Consider the following 25,836-nt stretch of genomic DNA (forward strand, 5'->3'; position numbering starts at 1 on the left):
TTGTAAATTATAGCTTTGAAGGCAAGTTTTCCCACTTGTCATTATAATAGACCGAATGTTTAATTTTTATCCGCTGTGAATCAATGAATTTAACAGGATTATCAATTCCTTCCGGTCGCACCATTTGTACAGAATCAATAGTGGCTCCTAATACGTCATTAAGGAAAATCGCATACCGCTGATCCCTATTTTCATAATTAAAAGAACTATTGGATATCGTAAGATCTTTGGCATGTCTCGCCCAAAGACCATAAGAAGGCTGAACTCCCAGGTTTTTGACATTGTATTGGCCAACACCCAGCTCAGGAGGGTTACTTTCTGAATCTTCCAGTGGATTGCCCCCCTTCACCATTACATGCACATCGGTAAAAGCGATGTTGGTCACGTAACCGGTATGCTTTCCGTTCGGCAATCGAAAATCTAATCCGCCCTCTACATCTTCCGAATCCGGAAGTTTGTAACCTGCAACAATTGGCGAAGCCTTTCGCTGGCTGCCGTCAAAAGCTTTCCAGCGCTCACTGCGAAACGAACTGCCTCGATAAACTTCGTAGCAATCAATCCCATTCAGGTGAATATTTTCCACTTCCCCAATGTTTACGTTGGTGCAAAGCAACTCATCGTGGGGGGTTCCATTTTCTGTAAATTTACATCTGGATACATTTGCCCCTAAAACCCTCCCACGGTTAGAGATCGAAATGAAAAACGGAGTATTTGTCCGGTACATCTTCGAGCGGGAATGTATGGCGCCGGTATGACCGCAATTTAAATGGATATTACGCACATGACCACCATCATTGGTTGAGATGGAGAAACCAGCCTTATTGGCGCCAAGCACATAAATGTTATCCACACAAACGTCGGTGATATCATCTGCAGTTTCTGATCCGATTTGGAAGAGATTACAATTTGTATCTCCAATGATATTCCGAACTTTATAATTTTTGGCCGGACGGGTAAATCCCAATGAACAATCGGAACCCAATTTCACAATATCATCGGAGCTAACCTTACAATAGATATTGGTGGCCGTTACCTCGTTACAACCCATAAAATCATAAATATCACGTACATTCGAAGTACTGTTCTTTCCGAAGTAAGTATCGTGAACGAAAATTGAATCCGTACCTGTGGCCAGCAATACGAAATGGCCGCCACGATCAATATTCAGCATATTTTCGGTATCTATTGAGGCATTGCCGTCAGAGCTAATGTAATACGGTTCATCCGCTTTTTCATCGTACCACAAATCTTCCTGACGGGGAATTCCCCCAATTTCCAGGTTCGTACAGAGTTTCAGCGAAAACATTTTATCAGCCCTGTTTCCGGGGTCATTGTTCATTACCTTGTCGCTGGTATTTAAATTGCCATCTCCGGTAATCCGACCATTGCCAATTATTTTCACATTGTCAAGTCGTTCCCCAAAAAACATGGCATTTCTAAAATAGGTATGCCCAACATCCTGCTTGGTTAGGTAATTTTCAGGATCATCGTACGGTTTCGGATCGGTTGGTGACAGTCCCGAACGATATTTCCGGTCACTAAACCAGTCTGCTTCCGGCTCGTCACAACCTTTTAGTGCTTTTATAGTGGCCCCTTTATTTACATAAAGCCAAACATTGCTTTTCAGATAAACTGTCCGAACGCTATAAATACCATCACTGAAGAGCAACGTTCCTCCTCCAAGTTGATGCAGGTATTCGATAGCCTGATTGACGACAGCAGTATTGTCATGAATTCCGTCAGCAACGATATTAAACTTCTTTACATCCAGTTGTCCGCTATAAAAGCGGGCTATATTGGAATAGCCTTGGTGAACTCCATCCTTCACATTTAAACGAAAAACGTATTCCCGCTTTTCCTCAAGACCCGATACTTTGGCAATTCCTGCTTTTGCATCCATTTTAGCAGGACAAGCCAACCATGTCTTACCGCCATCAGTTGAGCATTCCATTAAAATTTTCCGGGACACAACCGGAGACCAACGGAATGAAACGTTGGTGTAATTTGAAGTATTTCCTGGCCAGGACCCTTTATCCATGATCCTAGTAAAATCTGTGATTTCATTTTTTACAATAAGGGTCTTTTGTTCCGCCCCAATTCCCGGGCTTTTCAATTTTTCTGGTTCAGAGGTCTCATAACTGGCATGAAATCGGTATTCCCCAACCTTGGGAATGCTTACATTTTTGAAAGTAATTTCCAGATCAGCCCCGTTGGATGGCCGCAAATCCAGATGCATGAATACCAGACAGGTCTGGCCTTCTGCGTTTTTTTCAAGCTGGACCGTGCCGACTTTCGAATACGGATAATCCGTTCCTACCCGGCCAATTGACTGTTGTTCCAAATCATCCAGCTTCACGCTTCCCCTGCCAATTACATTCGCCCACACATTTTCTTTTGAAACATGAATTCCTTCAGGAATAAATACACGGACTGTGGCATCCGGAGTTCGTTGACCAGCAGTAAACATCACAGTCAAATCTCCCGGTAATTTGGTAGTCATTTCATTCCTGGAGAACTCCAGTACACCACCGACTGCCTGTGGCTGCAACTGAATGACATACTTTTTTGGGGACTTCCCGTTTTCATCGGTCACCCACAATAAATCGCCATTCTTCAGTCCTCCGGTTTGCGGAGTTTTCCCATCACTTTCTGTCAACGCATAATGCTGTACAGACCCATCTTTTGACTGAATTTGATACAGTAATTCTTCAACAGTAACACCTGTCGAAACCAATCCTTCATCTTCAGGAGTATCCACAGTAAATGAATAAGTCGTGCCGGATCCAACATAAAGAGTATCTCCTGAAATTCGGTTCATAACAGAGGTATAGCTCGTTTTCTGGGTTATAGCTTGGCCAAACGTTTGTATGGCAATTATCCCTGTTAGCCATATGCAAATGGCCAATTTTGTGCCTTTATTATTCATCTGTTTAAATTCTTTTGATTTTTAATGCGAAATTTTGAAAAGGCTCCGTCTTCCGGTTTATATTCAATTTGTTTCAAGTAGATTTAGAGCGTTTTCTCATTTCCTATTTTTACTAATACAACACCATGTGGATTGACCTTTGTTTCAAATTTCGTATCAAAAGTCCCCAAATTCTTTTGCCTCCATAAATCCCTGACGATTTGCTTTCCCGATACGTTCAGGTCAGACCAGTTAGCTGTCACGGTTGCAGATTCTTTATCCAGGTTGTAAAGGGCAACGGCTTTTGCCCCGTCTTCAAGGTCTTTGACATAAACCAACAGCTTGTTTCGTTCGTTGCTGGCAATTGTTGCCTGCTTCCCGAGCATATCCTGGTTAATAGCCAGCACCTCATCGTTTGTAATTAAGCTTAATGTAAATTCGTCTAACTGATTTAAATCACAACCAAGCAGGAGGGGTGCTGAAGCCATACACCATTGGGTCATGTGAAGATATTGCTCATCCGGAGTAAGCCTTGTCGGATGTTGTTTTCCTCCAAAATTTACGATACCCAGAACCATCATGTCCGGATCATTCCAGTGACCTGGCCTGGCGTGGGGTGCCCATTTATCGCTTGGCGGGCCAACTGGATCCACCTGCTCTTTAGGAATAGGGATATAAAAAGCTTTTGTGGCCATACTCTGCCAGTTATCCTTAATATCCCCGGTGGTTCGCCAGCAGTTGTACATTTCAGACTGGCCTTCAATCCATTCATAAGGCATACTGTTTGAGTAGCTGAAAACGATATCACGTCCAGAACCACGTAAAGCATCGGCCATCAGCTTCGAATGGCCCCGAAAATCCTCCATTGTTTCACGAGGAGTGGAACTCTTTGGGTTCCAGTCATATTTTAAATAATCAATTCCCCAGGTAGCCCATTGTCTGGCATCATTATTAGAGAAACAATATTTACCATGAATTCTTTTTCGACGTTTTTTCCCATCTTCCATTATCGTGTCTTGCTTACCAAAATCCGGAGACCAGCTACCTTCCGGATTATTGGCACTACCTCCCACATATCCAGCATATGTCGTAACCCAGGGGCCGGAGTATATCCCCACCTTTAGTCCCATTTCGTGTATTTCGTCGCACATCTTCTGCATGTCGGGAAACTTTTCGTTGGGCTGGATACCATTAAACTTTCCACCCCGTTTATCCTGCCATGCATCATCAATGTTTACATAGGTCCAGCCGTGATCTATTAACTTTGATGCAACCATGGCTTGTGCTGCATTAATAACATCTTCGCCAGTAACTTCCGCATGATAAGCGTTCCAACTATTCCATCCCATAGGGGGTGTTAAAGCAATATTTTCGCCTACTACAATTTTAAACTTTTTTTCATCGGAACCTTTGGCATTTCTCGCATGCAACACCACATTGAATTCACCCTGCTCAGTTAACTTTCCGTTTATTTGTCCTGTTTTTGAGTCCACACTCAGGGCAACAGGTAAACCTACAACCGAGAATTCCATTGGCCTAACCCCGGTTGCCGGTATCCTATACAAGAACGGGTTATTAGGTCGAACACCAAATATTGAAGGACCGTTAATACGTGGTGTTTCAGGCGGAGGAGGGGTCAGGATAAACGCGGCCAGGGAATCGGACAAGGTATTAGTTTGTGCAATCACTGGCTGGCTGATAATTGTCAAAGTGAATAAGGCCATATATATGCTGTTGATAACAATTTTTCTCATATCTTATTTAATTTTGTTTGAAAAGTATTCTGTCAACTCTTTTTTGGCGAGACCATGCTACAACCGGTACCCCTTTCATATGATCATTCTGCCTGGTAAATTTTTTCCTATGCTACCTGGTACTAAACCCCAGAAAGCTAAAAAAGAAGGCTTTTTCATCGAATAAGCTTAGCATTGACCCATTCTGACTGATCGCCGGTGTTCCCCCCTTCACCCCTATTTACACGAAGTGTCAACCTTTTAACCTGACGAATGTCAACTGATACTTTTTGCCCCGGATCAGACTTTTTCACCCATCCGCTTTTCCAAAGTTCCCTGCCATCGCCAATCAAAACGAACTCAACGTTTCCTTCTTTTCCATTGGCATCATCTATGCCAACCAATGCTTCAAATGTTGTAAAACCTTTATCCAGCCTATACTCCAGTTCAGAATTAGTGGGCAAACCGATACCTTGATGATAAAGCTCGCCATCAAGTACCAGTCCATTTCCTGAAACTGATCTGTTGGTTTGGTGTACCCGCCAACCCAATTTTGTACGCACCGGGGAAAGATCATTCAGGAATAGTTCCTTTTTCACCAGTTCTGCAGGAACAAATTCAATCGTTGCTCTTTCTCCGCTTCCGGTTCCGTCGTACCAAACTGTTTGGACTTCAACTTGATATTTTCTGTGAAGGTCCAACTCAGCTATAGAGAAAGAACAATCTGGGGTATACCCCATTTCTTTCCCATCCAAATAAACCTTATAACCTATTGTTGTTTGCATTTTCGGCACCCAATGCACATTCACCGTGTTGATCCCGGTTGGCTCCAGCCAAAGTTGACTTACCTTTTCCTGTGGCATTTGAAAGAGTTCAGTTTCCTCGAATGAAACCTTCCAATCAACGTTTCCGGTTTGTGAAGACAAAATCCGCAGGCAAGCCCAGCCATCATGATTGTAGGCTACTGTTTCTAATTTTCTGTCCTCGTTGTTTGCTGTCACTCCTGTTATTTTAAAATTTTTCCCTTTAGGAAAAGCGAAATACAGTTCATAAGGGTCATTTTTTATAACCTGGCTGGTGCCACTAAACGTATTGTCCCTACGTTTTAAAGCTTTCAGATCAACCCATCCTTGCGTGATGTGGCGGGAGGTTGAAACCAGCTGGACCTGCCCATTGTCGGGTACCAGCGCAAACACTTTACAACTAGTTGGCTGTAGCCCCACAGATATCCCATTTTCCCATGCCCCCAAGTAATCCCGGTTCCAGAAATCGAACACGTGAACCGGTTTATTCTCAGGTATCCCCAGTTTGGCCCAGTTTACAGTAATTTGCTTTTCCTTTTCCTCACCAAAATTAAAAAGGCCAACAACATCATACGAACGTCCCAGATGACTTACCTTTAAATCCCATATTGGTTTCTCTTTACCGGCAGGGAACAAATCGAGCGGACGGATATCGGTTGCCGGAAATACTTTCCGTACAATATCTACGCGTTCTGCCGATAAATCCATCATCCGGTCGCTGCACATCAGTGCTTCCCCTGTAAGTCCCTGCATGGCTGCCCAAACCCGTGCCTGACGTAACGGTAAGGGGCTACGCACCAGCATCACATCTGGGTCGGTGTACCAGGCAATATTGTGTAAAAAATAGTATTGCATAGTCGCGTTCAGGGCTGTCCGAAATCCATTCCAACTCAACAAATCGTCTCCTCCGGTCCTTGATCCGTTCATGATCCCAACCCCTTCAAGAGGTACTACCCAGCACCCGAGAAGATACTTGTCTGTCCCCATCACATTCCGCATTGTTTTAATTGTTTCACGGTATAATTCCGCCGAATCATCCGATGGGTTCTGCATGAATTCCTTTTTGTTCCGGTATTCCCGGGTAACAATAGGCTGTCCGTCGATCTTAATATATTCGTACCCCCAGTTGGTCAGGGTAGTAAAAAGCGATTCTATATAATTTTGTCCTGCGTCAGAAGATGGATCTACAAGAAATTTTCCTTCCCAGGTATCCGAGGCTGATGTTCCATCTGGCTTTTCTAAAAAAGCACCAGGGTGTGATTTAACAACTTCCGGATTGCTTTGACCATGCGGAGCCAGCCATATCCCCGGCTTTAACCCTAACGATTTGATATAACTGGCAATTGTATCCATTCCCATCGAAAAACGTTCGTTGATGGTTGTCCAATCCCGATTGTTACCACTGCCATGTCCAACTCCCTGCCATCCATCGTCCAACTGTACATATTGAGCCCCATAATCCTTCAGGTTTTCCGCGATCCAATCGGCATTTTTCAAAAATTCATCGCCGGTAATTTCCTGGTAGTAATAATACCACGAACACCATCCGGAGGGGGGCAGCGGAAAATTGCTTTTATCAACAGGCTGATAATATTTAATCCCGAGGGATTCTTTATAATAGTTTGAGATTACAGTTCCGTCATTTAATTGTACTTCATCCTTCACCGGATCAAAGATCCCTTGAGCAACAGAAGTTTCAACGTTGCCTAAAGTCATAAACAGCACATCGGGGGAGTGATTATCGTTCACCCTGCAGGGAACCCGATAAGGCCATTGTTGAGCATGGGAGCAATGTATCCCAACCATCATTAACGACGATGCAAATACAAATTGTATAATTGACTTCATTTCGGAAAGTTTAATTTAAACAAGTATCCGGTCTTGAAAAGATCGGATCCTAACATGTTTTTTAACACATTAATTCATTAGCCAAATCACCGGATGACGAACCGGTAAATTCCTGAGAACTTCCGGGTGAGTCGGTTTGACCGGAAGTTTCAGATAAGTATCGATGTAATGTGGATTATTGTACGCAACTCCCGCAAACAAGAGTGAAGACTGGCGCTGAGGCCATTCGTTCCAAATATAAATATCCTGCGGGTAGGTCCACTTCGATTTATCAGCAACAAAGGGATAAATAAATTCCATGCCTTGTTTCAACGATCTTCCATCGGGCATTTCATATGTCCAAAGGTTACTCTCTGGTGTAGACAAAATTTGGGCTACATTGCAAAACGCATCGATATTAAACAAGGAATAGCCATAGGGTTTTGTGCGCTTCAGCTCCCTGGGGAAACTCCCATCTGACTCCATTTGGTTGGGAAGAAGAATGTTTTTGAACCGGTCCACACACATATCGATAACCTTGCGGTCATCCACCAGGACAGCCATTGCCGATGCAGTTGCCACCCAGCAGGTACCATGGTTATTTTCAGCATTCAGTTCCTTTATACCATATTCGTGGGTTGTCATCCACTCAAGGAAGCGACTAAACCATTTTTTGATTTTTTTCGATTGCTCAGCTGTAATACCACCTTTAGCAGAAAGGACTTTGGCCGACTGGGCTATTTCTACAAAATGATAGGCATCGATCAGTCCGATACTCCTACCGGTATATCGTCCTTTGATTGCCTGGGCGTATAACATATTGGGATTCATCATGGTGGTAGTATCTATAAACCAGGCATTCAGGTGTTCCATAGCCTTATCGGCATACTTTTTTTCGCCTGTCAACAACCAGGCAGAAGTTAAAGTTGCGACCATTTCGCTCATACGTACCATTGCATGACGGTGTTCTGAAAAATTTCCAGGGTTGCTTTGCCCGTCTTTTTGAATATAAGGTCCGTCGGGATTTTCAGGATCGGGCCACCAATAGTCACCTTCAGAATAAAAATCGTGTAATCCGCCTGCACTGCGGTCGCAATGCGAAGCGGTAACGGTTACAGGCTTTTCAAACAGGAACGAATCTGCTTGGGAAACTTCTATTCCTTTTACAGCTTTTATCACTTGCTCGCTATAAATATCCGACTTCTTACAACTAACCGTTGCCATGACGATTGCCAGCAAAGAAATAATTAATTTATTCATAATTTTTTTATTTAGTTAACGTAAAAGTTAGTTCAATGAAATAATGAGTTCTCTATTGGGGGGCCAGTCAATATCACGCAACAGCCTCCCATTCTCTTTCACACGGATGCGCAATCGTTTACCCTCACGTTTTACATCAATATCGAAATCAGCTTGGAAAGCCCTGATTTTTCTCAATCTCATAAAATCCCAGCCATCGGGCAGATGGGGCGTCAATCTGAAAGTCCTGAATCCAATTGGTTCAATTCCAAATAATCCTTCAGTAACTATCCTGCAATAAAGCCCAGACTCCGCAGACAAGTGTCGCTGATTTCCTTCTGGCCAGGCTTCAACCGGATATGGGACATGATCGCCCAGCAATCGTACCGCAGAATAATAGGCAAAGTAATCCAAGGCAGGGTTGACTTCTCCGGCAGCAAGCAATCCTTTGAAAGCGTGAAGTGTGGAACGATCCCAGAAAGTAGTTGTTCCGGATTCAGTCAGTAAACCATCCTTCGTCCACAAGGCATTGGAGAAAAGTGCTTTTGCGGTTTCATCCTTTCGGTCGTAAATGCCCATATTCAGCGGATAACAAATCCAAGACCTCAGGGTTGTATTTCCCTCGTAATATTGATAGGTGTTAAATCCCTGGACATTGGCACCGAAATAGTTTTCAATGGCAGTCCGCAGTTCAGCCGCCCGCTTTTGATAAAACTCAGCTTCTTGATGCTTATGGAGTTCCATTGCCAAACTCGAGGCTGCAATTAATCCTCCATAGGTAAGCGAATTGGTTGCCAAATTAAAATCACCATTTTCGAAACGGTTTTCCAGTTCATCGGAATCCGAAAAGACAACCCCTTTGTCGGACTTTTTACGTTCCAGGTATTCCAGACACCAGGTAATCAGCGGCCAAAGTTCTTCAGCTGTCTTTTTATCCCCATAAGCCAGGGCAAAACGTGAGGCCCCGTAGGCAATCATCGCCTGATCCCCCCGGTCTTTTGCCCCATGCCAGGTCCCAACCCCCTCTGAAATAATTGAACTTGGAATCGGTTTATATGCGGAGTTTATAAAACGGGCAAAATGGCGGTATGAATTAATGGCCGATTCGTTCCCTTTCAGGTTTCCAAGAAATGGAAAAAAGGGATTGATATATTCGGCCTGGTCATTGGCCCAGATGGCAGCATAATAGGAACCGCCACCGGGACCATGCATCAAGCCCCCTTTTGTATCGTAAATACTTTCTGCGGCTCTGATTTTTGCAAAGGCAAACTCGCAGTCAATAGTGTCGTTGGGCGTATCCAGGATCAGGTTCTCCCCCAATTCGCCAATCAGCTTTTCCCTTTTTTTGAATTCAAAAGCAGGTGAGAAAGCATATGGGTCTATTACAGACCTATGAGCCGAGTAAGCCATATTGAAATCCAGTTCTTCCCCGGGGTTTATTGTATATTCCCCATTTTTATCCGATTGAGCACGAACCGTGTATTCCCCATAAATTCCTTTTTCCGGGTCTGTTTTTTCCTCAAAATCAACCGATGGAATTTGGACCTTACAGGCCGATGAAGATGTATTTCTCAAATTAATCAATTCAAAAACTGCTGCTTTATCGACCGATGGAAAAATTGTCCGTTCAATAACCAAGGGTGTATTTGTGCGGCTTTGTATCTTAACAAAGCCTTTGATATAAAAACTTTTCGGGTATTCTTGCAGCTCAGTTCCATCGACAAGCAATGGAGGATAAATCCCCTGATCAAACTTATGGGAAAGGTGTGACTTGGTTTTGTTAGGATGAAAACGAAGCATCGGGAAGATCGTCTCCTTCTCCAGAAACAGGCTCCCATCATTATTTATACCATAATGAACAATGGTAGAAACCTGGGTTCCGCTCATTTCAATATGATCGATATGAGCCACTCCGGATTTAACATTCCAGACAATTCCACCGTCAGTGGTCATGTTCCACCAGTTACGAGAGTGTTGAGCCTGCAACATCGTTACACCTACAAGCAACAATATCAACATGATTTCAATCTTTTTCATAGCACCTGGGTTTGGTTTCTATTAATATATTATAACAGTCAGTTCAAAAGGATTTTTTGGAGATATGTTCTTTCCGGTGTGAAACATTCCAACAAATAAACCCCACTCTTAAGCCCCTTGACATCCAACGAAAAAGAGTTTTTCATGATTCTCCCTGATTTGATTTTGATTCCATTCACCGAATAGAAATTAAAGTACATTTTTTTTTCCTGATGATCAATCTTAATTTCTCCTTTGCTGGGATTTGGATATATTTTGATATTTTGCAAAGACGGATTGTCCGAAATACCGGTATTCAACGATTTGCTTTTCAATTGTGCTTCATACAGAGAACCAGGCTGTAAGTTTATCTCATTTTGTCCTTCCCATTCCCCGGCCGGACGGCCTGACAAACGACCGTCATACTTTTCACCCTCCAGGCCAATACAATAGTTTTTCCCGCTTACCCAGGGAGACTGCACGGCCGCTCTTGACACCCTGCAGTTCCATACGACCTGAGAGACACCAGCCCATCCATGTCCGGATCCCCAGTTTCCACGGTCCTGAACATTGATTTCACCGTCAGTATCAATTAAATCGAAGAGCGTTCCGCTGGCCCACCGATGGTGAGGACCAATATCGGCATGGGTATTCCGGGATTTACATTGCGTAAACACATTGGGGCCGCAAACACGGGCACCGGTCACATAGTCGTGACGGCCTTCTGTGGTGTAACAATTTTTAAATAAATTGAGCTGCCCGTTACAGTTGAACGAGTAGCGACGTCCACCCGTAATGATGGATTTGGCATCCAGGCACTGACAGTTCAGGACAGAAATATTCCTTGAATTTCCATCTATTGAGACACAGGAATAACCAAAATAGCGGGACACAACATTCTGCGCCCACCCCTGGTCAACCCTGGAAAAATTGACGGCAATCCAGCCATGATCTTCGTCAGTTTCATCTTTATAGCTTGATTCGAGTACTAGGTTTTGAATGCCGCAGTTCCGGATTCGTCCGGGGAAGGAATATTTCATCAAATATCCGCCTCCATACTTTTTATCCATTTGCATCACGACCGGATTGTCGAGATACACTTTATTTCCATCAATACTGGTAATGACACGTTCAAAATAAAGGTTATAGGAAGAAGCTTTCCATTGGATCGTCCCCTCACGTTCCTCTATCTGGTCCATTTTCAGATCGTGAATCCAGTTATCCGTTCCGGGGCGGTAAAGTAAAACCGAATCACCTACCTGAAAGGAAGACACGTTATCCAGGGTTACGTATTTCCTGCCTACAGGTATAAAGTTCTCGTCTATTGTAACTCGGGTGGACTCTATTTTGTCCATACTACCACTTCCCTTAAAACAGAACAAATCAAGCTGAGCAGTTCCGGTTTCCCGCACAATCGTTGCAGAGGCCCCAGTTCCCTCTCCCTTAACCACGATTCCAGATTTGGTAATAAAAATACTTCCGTTCACCTCATAAACACCATTCTTCAACAAGACCGCTCCCCGGAAACCATTGCTCCCTGGTGACCTAGCAGCAACACGGTCAACAGCACGTTGAATGTTCTCCCGGTTGTCTCCATCAATTGGTTCCACAGTTTCAACAACAGGGATTTCGGGGATTTCCTGTGTTCCGGATGCATAACCAACTTTACTGAAATCCGGAATTGTGTTTCCCATTTCGTCGGCATTATACACCAACTCCTGGTTTTCGTTATAAAAAACAAATTCGGACAGCCCCCCCTGAGACTTTCCCCACAGTGAAAAAGAAACACACGCTAAAACCAATATGACCCTTTTTAAATCCATTTTCTGATAATTCTAACTCTATTGCTGCGTAGTAACGACAATAGCACCGTTTGCCCCTCTGGCTCCATAAATGCTGCCATCTTTTAATACATCCACCTTTTCAATATCATACAGATTTAGATACCGGAAATCATCACTAATAGCCCCATCAATAATATATAAAGGCTCATTCCTCCCATCTAGTGAAGTTCCCCCCCTGATTTCCAATGTCACCGAACCATCGTCTGTATAATTTAGGTTCAGGCCCGGAATTTTTCCGGCAATAGCCCTGATTAAATCTGTTTCTCCTGTGTCCAGCAACTCCTGTCCTGTAACCGAAAACGAACCGGAAGTAGTATTCCTCTTTCGTTGTGTCCCGTAACCGATAGTTACGATCTCTTCCTCCCCTTCAGAAATAAAAAATTCCTCTTCTCCGGTTTTGATCTTCAGAAAATTCATTCCGTTCACCGGAATTTGAAAGATTCTTTTGGAAGGAAGCATGACGCTTATGCTATCTGGCAACTGATCCTGAACAATTACAAAGATCCCTTTTCGATCTGTTCGAACGGGTTCTTCTTTATTGCTGGTAAAGACCGGAATATTCTTTATCCCCTTGCCCTTTACATTCACGACCAACCCAACCAAGGTATCGGCAGGGCTTTGGACCTGAGCCAATGTAGCCATTGACCCTATACATAAAAATGCAACCAAAATGATAATTCTCATCGCTTCAAAGTATAGTTTGCTGATAAAAAAGACAGGGCTATCTCAAACTGAAAAGGAAGGAATATAACCGGGTCAATCTATTCATGACATAGTTATCGAAAATTCCACAAAGAATCCCTCAAACCTATCTAACACAGATAGGTTGAGGGATCACTTGCTATATGGAAACATCCAAAAATGTAATCAACATTCTCTTTTCAACCTGATGTAGCCCCATCTTATAACCCTCCCTTATTTTAAGGTAAGGCTGTTCCATCGTTGGTTGCATAAGCATTGTCAAAGTAGAATTTTGGAGCCTTGTTTCCTCCATTACCATTCACCATGACAAAACGCCACTCTTTGATGTAAACCTCATCTTGCGCAGCATTATCTGTTCTCCAATTTATTAAGGCATCTGTCTCAAGTACTTTCGCATTGCCCACAAACACGGAAATTGTGTAATCTTCCTCCATGTTAACAGCAACATTCTTGTACTCACCTTTGGCAAAGGCCAACTCAGGTGCGAAGAAATTAACACTGTACCAGGTTTTAGACCCCATATTATTCTCTTCAAAAGTCAGCGTACCGTTAAAGGCCTGACCGGTCTCAACATCTACAGGATACCCATTCCCCTCAACCGGGAACCATTCGAACCGAATATCGTCAATGTACTTCTCATCCACATATTCAGGAGCCCGGTTCAAGGTCAACCTATAGGCCATTTTATTGGCATAAACCGATGATTTTACGGTCACGGTATCGGTTGGGAAATCAGATTTCCATCCTACTTTAGCCATGCAGCTAAATGGAACTTTCAGCTCCGGATCGCCAAAATTATAATAGATGTAGCGGTTGCTGGAGCCAGTTGATCGAACATAAGCTTCCAAATAACCGTTTGTTTTTCCATCTACAGTCTCAGACTTTAAGGATAGTTTGGTACTGCTTTGTCCTTTAAATGAATATATAGAGTTCTCAAATTTCTCGAAAAAGAAGGAAGACACGTACATATCGTGATAACGGATCTCTGATTTTCCACCTGAAGAAACTTTGCAAAAAACACGATAGGTACCGGTGGTACTTGGTGCTTTCCATGTCATTTCATCCAAGCCCTGAGGTTGGACTAGAGAGCCTCCTTCACAGCCCCACTCATATGTTACATCCATTAAGTCGTCAGCGTCTACAACCATCCATAGTTTGACCAATTGGTTGGTATAAAACTCGTCCCCGCCCGTACTTAATGAATCGATTGTTACAGAGCCTTCATCTTTACAATTGGTAAATATAAAAGCTAGTAAAATGATTCCCAGTGTATTAAAATATTTCATTTTCATCATTTAAAATTTAATTATATCACCTTAACTGCAATTTTGTTGGCCGATCCAACCAGGAGTCCATAACATGCATATATGATCCATCACTCGTTTTAAGATTAGTCGTTCTTGCTTTAAGCTCTTGGATATAATGACCTTCAAAGTTGTTGAATACAATATTTGCATTCCTTGATTTTAACAGGTACATGTTAACTTTTGCGGTATCGGCAGTAGCGAATGTGTCATACCAGGTCGCCGATGCCGGCAAATTGCTCCAGGTCCAGGCTCCTTTTACGGTATGGTAAAGAAGCAATTCCTTTACTTGGTCTTGTGAATACAGTTTCAAGGTTTGTGGAATAATGATAACTGACGTGTCATTAGGATCAGGAAACGAGTGAGTTTCAAAATAGTTAGAAGTTGATTCACTGAAAGCGGCATCAGTTAACAATAAATAGGTACAATCTGGTTGTTCATAATTCGATTGTAATCCAGTGTATTCAATACCTTCCTTCAATACAGAGAACAAATCGGGACGCGACTGGATAAATTCCCAGGCTGTCATGTTGGTTTCATTACTATAGGTGCCAGCCTCATAATCGTATTTGTAGGGCACTTGAAATTCCAAACCTACTAATTCACAGCTCGTAAAAATTACGGTAGCTGAGAAAAAGAATATGGCATATTTAAAATAGTTTCTTATTTTTTTCATGATTTTTTCCATTTTAGTTAATTGGATTGAATATTATCCCTCGGTATAAGGAGGATTTTGATGTCCTCTTAAAGCAGGATTAGATTCAAATTCTCTATAATAGATTGGGAACAAAACCCTTCCAGGGTCACCAAAACCAGTAGGTTCAACGCCGGCTTCCTCCTGGCGCTCCCTTAAAATCGGATCCATTACATCCATTAGCCTATTGGTCCTTACCAGGTCAAAATAGCGCTTGCCTTCAGCCATAAACTCCAATTGGCGCTCCAGCAGGATAATACTTTCTACCCCGGCTTTGTCGCTGGGGTCTACTTCGCTTTTCGCATCTGCCATATAACCAACCCGCTGTCTGATCTGATTCACAATATCCAATGCTTCACTTCCTTTACCAAGTTGGTTTAGAGCCTCTGCTTTCAACAATAGCACATCGGCATAACGATACATGCTGGTTTGTATTTCACAGTCTGAACTTGAATAAACAAACCAGTGACTTGTAGCGGATGAATTATCAACAGGGCTGTATTTGGTGCATTTTTCAATTCCTGCGCCATCACCAGTTGGCAATAACCAGTGTGCAGTACTAATTGGTAATTGCTTACCTCCATAAAACATTTTCACGGTATCCAGCACATTCCAGAAACGGCCATCAGCACCTTCTCCAGAGCGCAAACGTGTCACAAACTCATCAAAGATCCCCTCAGAAACTTTATAGGGATTATTGGTATTTGATGCACCAACCCGTTGTGCCCATGGATTCCCTCCATCCGACTCATAACTCCATTGCATGTTAAAGATGGCTTCAGAAGAACTTGTAGGATTAATAAATATTTCTTTCCATTGATCCGGATTCGAAACTAATTCAAAATTCGAATTATTTTTAAAGTACTTATCAAAATCGCTGACTGCTTCACTATATTCATGAAACCACATATCAAGATCAACTTGAAGGGCCCAGGCAGCTGCAAGGTTAAAATAGAATTTCCGGTCACCGGACACACTAGAACCAAGCAAGGTTAAAGCCATATCAAGGTCACTCTGTATCTGATCTTTAATTTCAGCAACCGGAGTCCTCGGAATATGTGATTCTTCTACGTTACCATTCCACATCGTCGTAATTAATGGAACATCGCCCCAAACACGAATAGCATAAAAATACATGTAGGCCCTCATTCCGTATGCTTGTCCTACATAATCCCCCCAATCGCCTTGAACAGTACCTTCAATTGTTGGAAACCTTTCAATTGCCACATTGCATAAATCGATTGTATTGTAGAGATTTTTCCAACTATAGTCACTTTGAGTCGATTCAATGGCATTCATATATGCCTTTCCGTCATCATAACTGGTTGTATGATAATTATCCGAACGAATATCTCCCCACTCCAAGTGTTCACGGTCCAGCGTATTCTGGAATGAATCATAAATACCAGCCATCCAGACTTTCATATCTGATTTGGTTGAAAAATATGTTGCGGGGGACATATCTGAAAGTGGTGCCCTATCCAGAAATTCATCACAACTATATGTAACAAAGGATAGAATTATTATTAAACTCAAATATATTTTCTTCATAACTCAAACTGTTTAAAAATTCAGATTTAAACCTAAACCAACTTCCCTGTTTCGAGGATAAGACCCCCGGTCTTTTCCCGGAGTCAGCACACTTCCTCCCACTTCAGGGTCAAATCCGGTGTAATTTGTCCAAGTTGCAAGGTTATTCCCATAAATATATGCTGTAGCGCCCTTAATAAATGTTTTTCCCAAAATACCTTCATCAAAATTGTAGCTCAAACGCACATTTCTCAAACGGATAAATGAAGCATCTTCCAGGTAAAAATCACTCAATACAGCTCTGTTTTTAGTTTTACGGTTCCGGGTATCAATCGCATACCATGGCGTGTTCTGCCCCTGGAATTTCCAACCAGTCACAATATAATCAACCCATTCACGGTGTGAGTTACCACCCCATTTAGAAAGGTATTGTTTCAGGTCGTTATAAATTAATCCACCCCAGCTTACGTAAAAATTGAAAGAAAAAGTAAATCGTTTATAATTAAGGTTGTTGCTCCAGGAGGCGGACCAATCCGGGCTACCTTTACCCATGATCTTACGGTCGTTATCATCAATCTTATTGTCATACACGCCTTCTGCATTCGGCATATTTTCCCAGATAACGTCACCTCCGCGCATTACTACGCCTCCTGAGGTCAGTTGATTAATGGTACCCTCATATTTATCTCCGTTAGGTAACGTGTAATGGAGTAGCGTTGGTTGACCATCCAATCCAATAATAACATTACCATTGTTATCGCGTTCGAGGACGGGGGTCAGTAACGTGTGGTTGTCTTCTGTATAAGCATTGCTAACATCATATGGGTAAACCCCCATGTTATTGTATCCATAAAATAATCCGGCAGAATATCCCTTTGCTACATAATACATGTTGCTTTGAATATAATCTTCCCTGGCTAAATCAACAATCGTGTTATCATTTTTCCACCAGTTAACTGTGGTTTGCCAACTGAAGTCTTTTTTTCTGACAGGATAACCCGACAACGATATCTCCACCCCTTTGTTTTCAATACTTGCCAAGTTTACACGTGTATTGTCGTAACCCGTAGTGTAGGGCAGGTTCATGGATGATAACAAGTCAGTCGTTGTTTTCACGTAGTAGTCTGCTGTGAGGCTGGCCCGCCCACCCAGAAAATTCAAATCAAGGCCGATATCGGTTTGTTCGGTCTGTTCCCAATGCAGGTTAGGGTTTCCATAAGTAGATACCGGAACAACACCAGAAATACCGTTGTACGCATAACTTCCAGATGTATACCGAAGTTGGGACTCATAATATCCAACCCGGTCGTTACCGGTACGTCCCCAACTCGCTCTCAACTTACCATCTGATAACCAGTTTTTAGCCCAGCCCATAAAGCTTTCGTCAGAGAAACGCCATCCCAGTGAAGCTGAAGGGAATAACCCCCAACGCTTATTTTTACCAAAGCGGGATGAGCCATCATAACGAATGTTTGAGTTGAACATGTAACGGCCTTTATAGTTGTAGCCTATACGACCAAAAAAGCCAGCGATGGCATAGTCGGTAGCTGTTGTATTCGTTTTGGTCAGGTCAAGTGTACCTAAGTTCATCGTATGCACTGCTTCAGAGACAAAATAGCTGGCTTCGTAATTCAAGTATTCGTTTTTTCCGGTTTCAACGCTGGAACCTGCCATTGCGCTGATATTGTGGTCATTCAGCTTCTTATTATAGGACAGATAAGCATCTCCCTGATAAATTTGGGACCATGTGGTATTGTCACTTCCTTTATTTCTATTTCCTTTTGAATCTAACTCTGCCGAACTAAAAGAATTCTTTCTTCTGAGGTTTAAGTTTGCCGTGGCGCTGGTCTGAAAAACCAGGTCTTTGTTAATCTTAAACTCAAACGCCTGATAAAGGGATGTTTGCCATCTCTCATCCAGGTTTTCGCGGTCGTAAAGCTCCTGCACCGGGTTTTTCCTTCCCCCCATTTGGTAATAGGGTGCGAAACTTCCATCCGGGTAGTAAAGTATCATATCCGGATCCCTTCGAATGGCCCCCTGCAACACTCCAGCAGTACTAACACCATTGGTCTGAGAGTTGCCAAAACTAATCCTTGACATCCACTTCAACTTATCACTAACCTGATAATCAACGTTAAACCTTGATGTTAGCTTGTTATTATAGCTGGTTAGAATAATCCCCTGGTTACCATTGTATCCAATCGAAGCGTTGTACTTGAGCCTGTCTGAGCCTCCACTAATACCAAGGTTAACATCTTTACGAATAGCCACGCGTGTTAACAGGTCCTCGTAAAAATAGTTTTGACTTTTCACCAAGCCTACCGAGTCCGTCGAAGCCTTAAATTTCATCAGATCCTGTGTTTTCTTATTATTATTCAACACCGTTTGAAACTTGTTGATCTGTGGTAGTTTATTCGCGATAAAACTGTAACTGTTCAGGATACGGACATCAATTCTTGGTGTTCCTGCTTCTCCCATTTTAGTAGTGATAATTACAACTCCGTTGGCCGACCTGGCTCCATAAATCGCACTTGAAGCGGCATCTTTTAGTATTTCAATTGATTTAATGTCATTCGGGTTAATGTTGTCAACATCATCCACGATAACATTATCGACAACAAACAGTGGAGCAACTCCTGAATCATCAAAAGTTGATGCACCACGTACCATGATGGTACTTGACGCTCCAGGCGCACCTGATTCACTGGTAATTTGCACCCCTGCAGCTGTACCCTGCAACGCGTCAAAAACGTTGACGGCCTGTCGCTGCTCAATGGCCTCACTACTTACCGAGGTAATCGCTCCTGTAACATCACGTTTCTTTTGCGTTCCATATCCAACAACGACTACTTCGTCTACATCCACATAGTCTGCCACCATTGAAACATTAATTTCCGACTGTCCTTTAAGTTCAACTTCTTTGGTAAGCATGCCAATATAGCTAAATACCAAGGTCTTTGTCTCTTGTGGACACACCAACTGGAATTTACCATCCCAATCAGTTACTGTACCATCTGTTGTTCCTTTCACAACAACGGTAACACCGGGAAGAGGCTCTTTATTGTTATCCGTTACCTTTCCCGAGATCGATTTTCCCTGTGCAAACAGATTTATTGTAAAAATCATGCACATGAAAAAAATCGTCAAGTACTTAAAAATGTGATTTTTTCTCATAAAAAAAGATTTAATTTAAAACACAACAATTTGTTTTCAATCGAAATAATTTGCTAATCTAATTAGTGATTCCATATAGTAATAATCTGCATATATTAATGGGATATCAACCTCCGAATCATGAGGTTTTGATCCTGTTGAATGATCAAGTAAAAAACCATGATTGTTCCCAGCCGCTGAGCGATAGCTATTTGTTAAGCTTTTTAGTATTTGTTTAGCCTTTCCCAAGTATGTAGCTGATTGACCTGAACTATAACCACTCAACTCCAACAAGGCTGAGGCTATTACAGCAGCAGCTGATGCATCACGGGGTTCATCGGGTATATTAGGCGCGTCAAAATCCCAATACGGTACCAAATCCCCAGGCATATTTTTGTGGTTCAGAATAAAGTATGCAATGTGCTCGGCCTGTTGCAAAAATTCAATTTGCTTCGTTTCACTGTACACCATGGTAAAACCATACAATGCCCACGCTTGTCCCCTGGCCCATGAGGACACATCTGCGTATCCCTGGTGAGTTTGTTTTTGAACGACCTCCCCAGTTTCAGGATTGTAATCGACCACATGCCAACTGCTGTAGTCAGTCCTGAAATGATTTTTAATTGTCGTTTGTGCATGAGAAACCGCAATTTTGTAATAGGTGGAATCACCGGTTTCCCGGGTTGCCCAGAAAAGCAGTTCCAGGTTCATCATATTATCAATAATCACTGGGAATTTCCACTGATCCTGGTGGTGATCCCACGAACGGAGACATCCTACTTTTGGGTTAAAGCGGGTAATCAATGTTTTTGCCGACTGAATCAGAATGTTCCGGTACTCAGGATTATGGGTCAGACGGTAACCATTGCCATAACTGCAATACATTTTAAACCCCATGTCATGGGTACGTCCATTGAATTGCTGATCGGCCAATTGCCCGGTATATTTTTGAGCTGATTCTTTCCATCTTTCTTCCCGGCTTTGTTCATACATCAACCATAAACAGCCCGGGAAAAACCCACTACACCAATCGGATGAAGGAACCATCTTTAGTTCTCCGCTATCCCCAAGAGAACGGGGACTTACCAACTTTTTTCCATTCGATTGCACATGGACGGCATTGTCGGCATTAAGTTCCAGCTTTTCCAGCTGACTGGCAATGTATTTCCAGGGGTTGTTACTAATTGAATTATCAACCTTGCACCCCATGAAGAATAAAACTCCAACCAGGAAAAAGTAATATATCTTTTTCATCGTTCTTTGTTTAGTTTGTCAGTTTTGATTGTGTTTAAATGTCACTCCGCCCGGGATATAACCGCTGTTTTTAGTCCTTCGGACTTTACAGCTGCTGAATACCTTTCATTTTCTTTTCTAATTTTTATTTTGGCCACACCATTACTTAGTTCTACCACGCGTGACCCGGTAGGAGTTCCCATATTTTCAACTAAAACTGCGTCACCTGAAACCGAAAAAGTTACCCTGGCGCGAGCGTCCAAACACAGCACGTGGTTTTTATCAAACGCCTTAGCTTCCAGCCAACTGTACTGATCATCAATAGCGACTTCCTTCAATTCTAAAATTGCCGGTTCTCCCCATTTTTCGGTTTGATATTCAAGTTGGATACTATCTTCTGCCATTTGTCCTTTCGACGTTGAAACTGCTTTCAGCTCATTCTTTCCTTCCCTGAACTCAACATTCCAGTGCAAACTGGCTGCCGGAAAGTCCTGTGAATCACGTTTCTTTTTTCCCAGGCTAACCCCGTTGAGGAATAACTCAACTTCCTTGCAATTGGAATAAACCTTCACCAAACGCGACTGTCCTTTTTCACCCCAACGGATTGGCCACGAATGCCCGTAAATATGAACCATGGGTTTCGTTGTCCAGTAGGACTGAAAAACATAGTAAGACTCTTTGGGGGTCAGATCGCGTTCTACAACCCCTTTTTGGTTCATGTACGGAATTGGATTTTCAGGTCTGACCGGAGTTGAGAAGTCCTTAAAAACCCAGGCTGCAGTACCAGTAAGCCAAGGCATTTTTTCCTGTTCTTTTAAAGTCCAGTCAAATAGATTACAGGCGTAGGTTTCTGTCCAATCACCGTCTTTCGAAACACGCGCGGCCCCGCCGTACAACGAAGCATCTCCCGCCTTTTCATCTGCACCGGTACCCGTCTTAACTGATTCCAATCCAACATCCGGGTTTTCTGAATGGCGTCCGGCATGGCTACTCGCTCCCCATTCCACATGTAAAAAGTGACCTACCTGCTCCATTTGCTCCCTTGAAACGCTGAGGTATTCGGTATACTTTCCACGATACCAACCAGCCCAGATCGAGGGTGAATATACATCCACAATGTCTTTACAGAAGTCACAGCGGCGAATGGCTGTCTTGCGTGACGGGTCCAGGCTGTGTGCTATATCATTTAATTCGGACATAAATCCCTGAATGGCCAGTTTGTCAAAATCCGGTTGATCACCGGGCCAGTCGTTTTCATTGCCTAAGCCCCAAATAATAACCGAAGGGTGATTGAAATGCTGGCTTATCATATTTTCTAACATGCTCCGAGCCTGTTCTTTATAAACTTCACCCCCAAGGCCGCCGCGGCACCATGGAATTTCTTCCCAAACCAAAATCCCCAGGCTGTCACATAAATTCAGGACGATGCGGGATTGCTGATAATGAGCCAAACGGATGAAGTTGACCCCCATATCCTTTATTAGCTGAAGTTCTTCACGTATAGATTCCTCAGTTTGTGCTGCGGCCACTCCAGAATGGTCTTCATGACGATGGGTACCCCTCAATAACAAACGATCCCCATTTAGATAAAAAGGGCCTTGCTCTTCAAATTTAAACTCACGGAACCCAAAATGGTCAGTATAGTTTTGCTTGTCACCGTTGATGTTCAATTCAATCTCAATCCTGTACAGATTGGGCCGATCAGGTGACCAGGGCCGTACTTTCCCTAATTCCACAGACTTTTCAAATTTGTTGCCTTCACTCAAAAATGAAACCGTTTGTACGAACTCATTCTTCTCATCAAACAAGGTAGCTGTCAACGGCACATTCTTTTCGGTATGATTGCCCAATAATCCATTGATCTGAATCGATCCACGTTTACCATTAGCAGAAATCCCTGGTTTCAGATATACCTGTTGTATGAAGATTTCAGGAACGTAAACTAAATTCACATAACGGTAAAGGCCTCCATATACGTTGAAATCTGAAAGATCAGAAGGGATCATCTGCAGGTCGCGGGAATTATCGCAGCGGATTGTTAGCGGGACTTTTCCGTTAAACAATTGAGATAGCAGCACATTTTGCCGGACTGAATCAACCAGGTCGGTAATGTCAATCGTCCACTCGTCGTAACCTCCTACGTGTGATCCCGCATTTGAAAATCCGATGTACACATCTGTCTTTTGCCCTGCCCCTTCAAATTGCAAAAGCGTCCTTCCATTTTTATAAGGATTTTTAATTTCAATTGATGATCGGTACCATCCAGGTCCCTGATAATAATTAACATCAGGGGCAACAGCATCCTGGGCATTAAAACAATGTGGCAGTGTAACATCTTCCCACAAAGGAACGGTTGTTGGTCGCCCCGGTTTCGCTTCCCGCAGCGCTTCCCACACACCTCCCAAGTCCTGTCGCAAAAACTGCCAGTCGTCAATCAATCGCCTTTTATTGGTTGAAATACTTTGAGCATAAGAACTGGCCATTAAAAATAGTACCAGAAAGAATAGAATTGTCCTTTTCACAAATTCAGATTTTTAATTTTGATACCAAAACTATCCAAACAAGAAAAAATAATCTTCTAACTATGTGGCAAATTCTTTAGCTGTAGAGTCATAAATGTTGAACATGTTTCACCATTGATTCATTCCTATAATTGTTTCTCCTAGGAAACACCGAATATTTCTAACATTAATTGTTATAAGAAGAATGTCTTATAAAATCCAAAGCATCTTTAATACATAAATAATCTCATTAGTGGGCACTTTTTTTGCTCAACCCTTCTTCTAATTTCTGAAATACAAAAGTTTGTACTCCTCTCTAATCTGGCAGCACAGACCAAAGGCAGATTTTAAATGATTTTTCACCAATATCATATAAGCATTTTCATCATTATATAGAATTTACTAACATTCGCGCCGATTCTGGAAAAACAATATCACCATCCTTTAATAAAAAAAGCTTAATCCAATTCACCCTCTGCAGATGTTTGGGAGAAGGATTAAACTGGTTTGATTCCTCATCACTGTCACTGATTCGTATATATTTATCTTTCCCGTTCTACTCAATTGCAGAACTATTTTATCCATACATTGGTTTGTCACGAATTCACCAAGCCTCCTTTCTTCCCATTCTGGGTAAAAATTATCGTGCTTATCTTTAAATCGTAGTTCCTGATTAAGGATTTTCTGCATCATAACTTTTTTGAGCAATTTATAATCCTCAATCATTTTGCTTGGGTATCAATCCGTTCGTCAATTTTTTGAAGAAAACCTGCAAATTTAGTTTGTTCCACCAAGGTTTGCGTTGCTATTCGTGTTTCACGAATGGATTTTAGAGAAAGGTTCTTGATTGTAGTTCCAGTTAGCTCGGAATAAAAGAAATATTGTGTTTTGGATGTGCTTAAAACATGGTAATAAAATCTGAAAACTCACAAAACTACCTCCATCCTCATGCAAAAGGAACATAGTTCCCTGATATGAAACCAAACAAAGTGATTTCCTGATTTCGACCTAAGTAGTTCGACCTTCTATCAAAAACTCTTATAGGTTCGAAAACTTTTTTTTGGTATTCAAAGATTAGCTAAAAACTAAACTCATCGCAGTTTTTTTGAGCTTAAAATAATAAGAGGTTGTATAACAAAAGTAAAGTAGTCTATTTTACAGTCAACAAAACCGTACCATAAGAAAAACGTCCACTTTCAGGGACCAAGAGTAAGATCTTGTCATTTTCTTTAAGTTTCCCTGAGCTTGACAGATCATCAAGTGCTGCAAAAATAGAAGCAGAAGCGATGTTACCTATTTCAGTAAGATTGGTAAACCACTTGTTCGTCCCTAAATCTAAACCTCTACCCACTATTCCCTCGGCAAGCTTCCCATAAAAGAACATAGATGAAACATGAGGGATGACATAGTCGACATCATTTGGATCAAGGCTATATTTTTCCAAACAATATTCCAGGTGGTCTACCCAACAACGAATAATATTAGGTTTAAGCAAGCGGATATCCTGTTTTACGGTCATTACTGAACGATTGATAAGCTCCCGGCTTTCAAATTCCTTCCAGCTGGTGAGTTCTCCATCTTCACGAAGTTCAGCTCCCATAAACATGCAGGTTGGGAGTTCGTTGGCATACGAAGTCATTTCAACCCATTCAACTTTAAATGAAATACCATTCTCGCTCTTTTTATCAGAGAGTAATACCGAACTGGCACCATCACTAAGCATAAAGCGCAGAAAATCCTTTTCAAATGCCATATACGGATCTTTTCCTACCTTCGAACAATGTTCATACTCTTCTTCATAGTTTTTTGATAACAATGTAGGAGAAGCGAGCTCCGAAGTTGAACAGACTGCTTTAGAAGAGACTCCAGACAAAACAGACAGATAAGCTGTTTTAAAAGCTTGCAGGCACGTAAGACATACTCCCGAAGCAGAATACAATTCCATTGGCCTGTTTTTCATCAGGCCATGAACCATGGATGCATGGGATGGCAACAACTGATCAGGATTACCAGTGGCACATGCCAATACATCAATATCCTCCGGAATTTTCTCATCAGGAAATAATTTCTTTATGGAACGGAATGCCAGCTCTGCATTGGTATGGGTAATTTTTTGCTTTTTATCCAAAGCATAGTACCTGGATTTTATTCCATTTTTTTTCAATACAATACGCCTTACTCTTGACGGTTTTTCATTAATTAAGCCCAGATATTGTTCCATATCTTCATTTTCGACGGGTGAATTGGGCAAAAATTTGCTGACGGATGAGATGTAAACATTCTTATTCATAACAATAAATTATAATGGTTGGTATGTAAAAGTAAGTAAAATTTACATACAATTGTTATGAA

14 protein-coding genes and 1 pseudogene are annotated in these 25,836 nt (G+C 42.2%); all 15 read right to left on the reverse strand.

The genetic code is table 11. The features are described 5' to 3' along the window. Window positions 1-7: 7 nt before the first annotated feature. The 15 genes and pseudogenes from LH29_RS10120 to LH29_RS10190 all read right to left on the reverse strand — a co-directional run bounded on the left by LH29_RS10120 (window position 8) and on the right by LH29_RS10190 (window position 25,774). The gene (locus LH29_RS10120) at window positions 8-2,818 is read right to left on the reverse strand and encodes a hypothetical protein (protein WP_198152420.1); all 2,811 of its coding nucleotides are present in this window, start codon (window positions 2,816-2,818) and stop codon (window positions 8-10) included. A 191-nt stretch (window positions 2,819-3,009) separates the two neighbouring features. After that, window positions 3,010-4,629, reverse strand: coding sequence for a putative Ig domain-containing protein (locus tag LH29_RS10125; RefSeq protein WP_045030157.1), 1,620 nt, complete (start codon window positions 4,627-4,629; stop codon window positions 3,010-3,012). Window positions 4,630-4,814: 185 nt separating this feature from the next. Continuing rightward, window positions 4,815-7,289, reverse strand: coding sequence for an NPCBM/NEW2 domain-containing protein (locus tag LH29_RS10130; RefSeq protein WP_082063563.1), 2,475 nt, complete (start codon window positions 7,287-7,289; stop codon window positions 4,815-4,817). Window positions 7,290-7,358: 69 nt separating this feature from the next. After that, window positions 7,359-8,528 (reverse strand): alginate lyase family protein, encoded by a 1,170-nt coding sequence (locus LH29_RS10135; protein ID WP_052670762.1) that lies wholly within the window; start codon window positions 8,526-8,528, stop codon window positions 7,359-7,361. Between the two features lie 27 nt (window positions 8,529-8,555). Continuing rightward, the gene (locus tag LH29_RS10140; RefSeq protein ID WP_045029274.1) at window positions 8,556-10,544 is read right to left on the reverse strand and encodes an alpha-L-rhamnosidase-related protein; all 1,989 of its coding nucleotides are present in this window, start codon (window positions 10,542-10,544) and stop codon (window positions 8,556-8,558) included. Between the two features lie 38 nt (window positions 10,545-10,582). Continuing rightward, the gene (locus LH29_RS10145; protein WP_082063564.1) at window positions 10,583-12,346 is read right to left on the reverse strand and encodes a T9SS type A sorting domain-containing protein; all 1,764 of its coding nucleotides are present in this window, start codon (window positions 12,344-12,346) and stop codon (window positions 10,583-10,585) included. Between the two features lie 18 nt (window positions 12,347-12,364). Then, window positions 12,365-13,051 carry a TonB-dependent receptor plug domain-containing protein gene (locus tag LH29_RS10150; protein WP_045029275.1) on the reverse strand — a complete coding sequence of 229 codons (687 nt, stop codon included), beginning with the start codon at window positions 13,049-13,051 and terminating at the stop codon, window positions 12,365-12,367. Window positions 13,052-13,287: 236 nt separating this feature from the next. Then, entirely contained in the window at window positions 13,288-14,355 is a 1,068-nt protein-coding gene (locus tag LH29_RS23775) for a hypothetical protein (protein WP_157493660.1), read from the reverse strand. 25 nt (window positions 14,356-14,380) lie between these two features. Beyond that, window positions 14,381-15,049: a fasciclin domain-containing protein gene (locus LH29_RS10160; protein ID WP_045030167.1), complete on the reverse strand. Its 669-nt coding sequence runs from the start codon at window positions 15,047-15,049 to the stop codon at window positions 14,381-14,383. A 33-nt stretch (window positions 15,050-15,082) separates the two neighbouring features. Then, a complete protein-coding gene (locus LH29_RS10165; protein ID WP_045029277.1) occupies window positions 15,083-16,618 on the reverse strand; it encodes a RagB/SusD family nutrient uptake outer membrane protein in 1,536 nt (511 codons plus the stop codon). Window positions 16,619-16,630: 12 nt separating this feature from the next. After that, window positions 16,631-19,723, reverse strand: a complete 3,093-nt coding sequence (locus LH29_RS10170) for a SusC/RagA family TonB-linked outer membrane protein (RefSeq protein WP_232302835.1) — start codon at window positions 19,721-19,723, stop codon at window positions 16,631-16,633. Between the two features lie 84 nt (window positions 19,724-19,807). Continuing rightward, entirely contained in the window at window positions 19,808-21,004 is a 1,197-nt protein-coding gene (locus tag LH29_RS10175; RefSeq protein WP_045029283.1) for a glycoside hydrolase family 88 protein, read from the reverse strand. A 41-nt stretch (window positions 21,005-21,045) separates the two neighbouring features. After that, entirely contained in the window at window positions 21,046-23,505 is a 2,460-nt protein-coding gene (locus tag LH29_RS10180) for a glycoside hydrolase family 2 TIM barrel-domain containing protein (RefSeq protein WP_052670765.1), read from the reverse strand. Window positions 23,506-24,206: 701 nt separating this feature from the next. Then, window positions 24,207-24,392, reverse strand: a pseudogene (locus LH29_RS25100) (hypothetical protein); the annotation flags it as partial. A gap of 242 nt (window positions 24,393-24,634) precedes the next feature. After that, window positions 24,635-25,774: a beta-ketoacyl-ACP synthase III gene (locus tag LH29_RS10190; protein WP_045029287.1), complete on the reverse strand. Its 1,140-nt coding sequence runs from the start codon at window positions 25,772-25,774 to the stop codon at window positions 24,635-24,637. Window positions 25,775-25,836 lie beyond the last annotated feature (62 nt).

The sequence above is a fragment of the Draconibacterium sediminis genome (assembly GCF_000949475.1).
Lineage (GTDB): Bacteria > Bacteroidota > Bacteroidia > Bacteroidales > Prolixibacteraceae > Draconibacterium > Draconibacterium sediminis.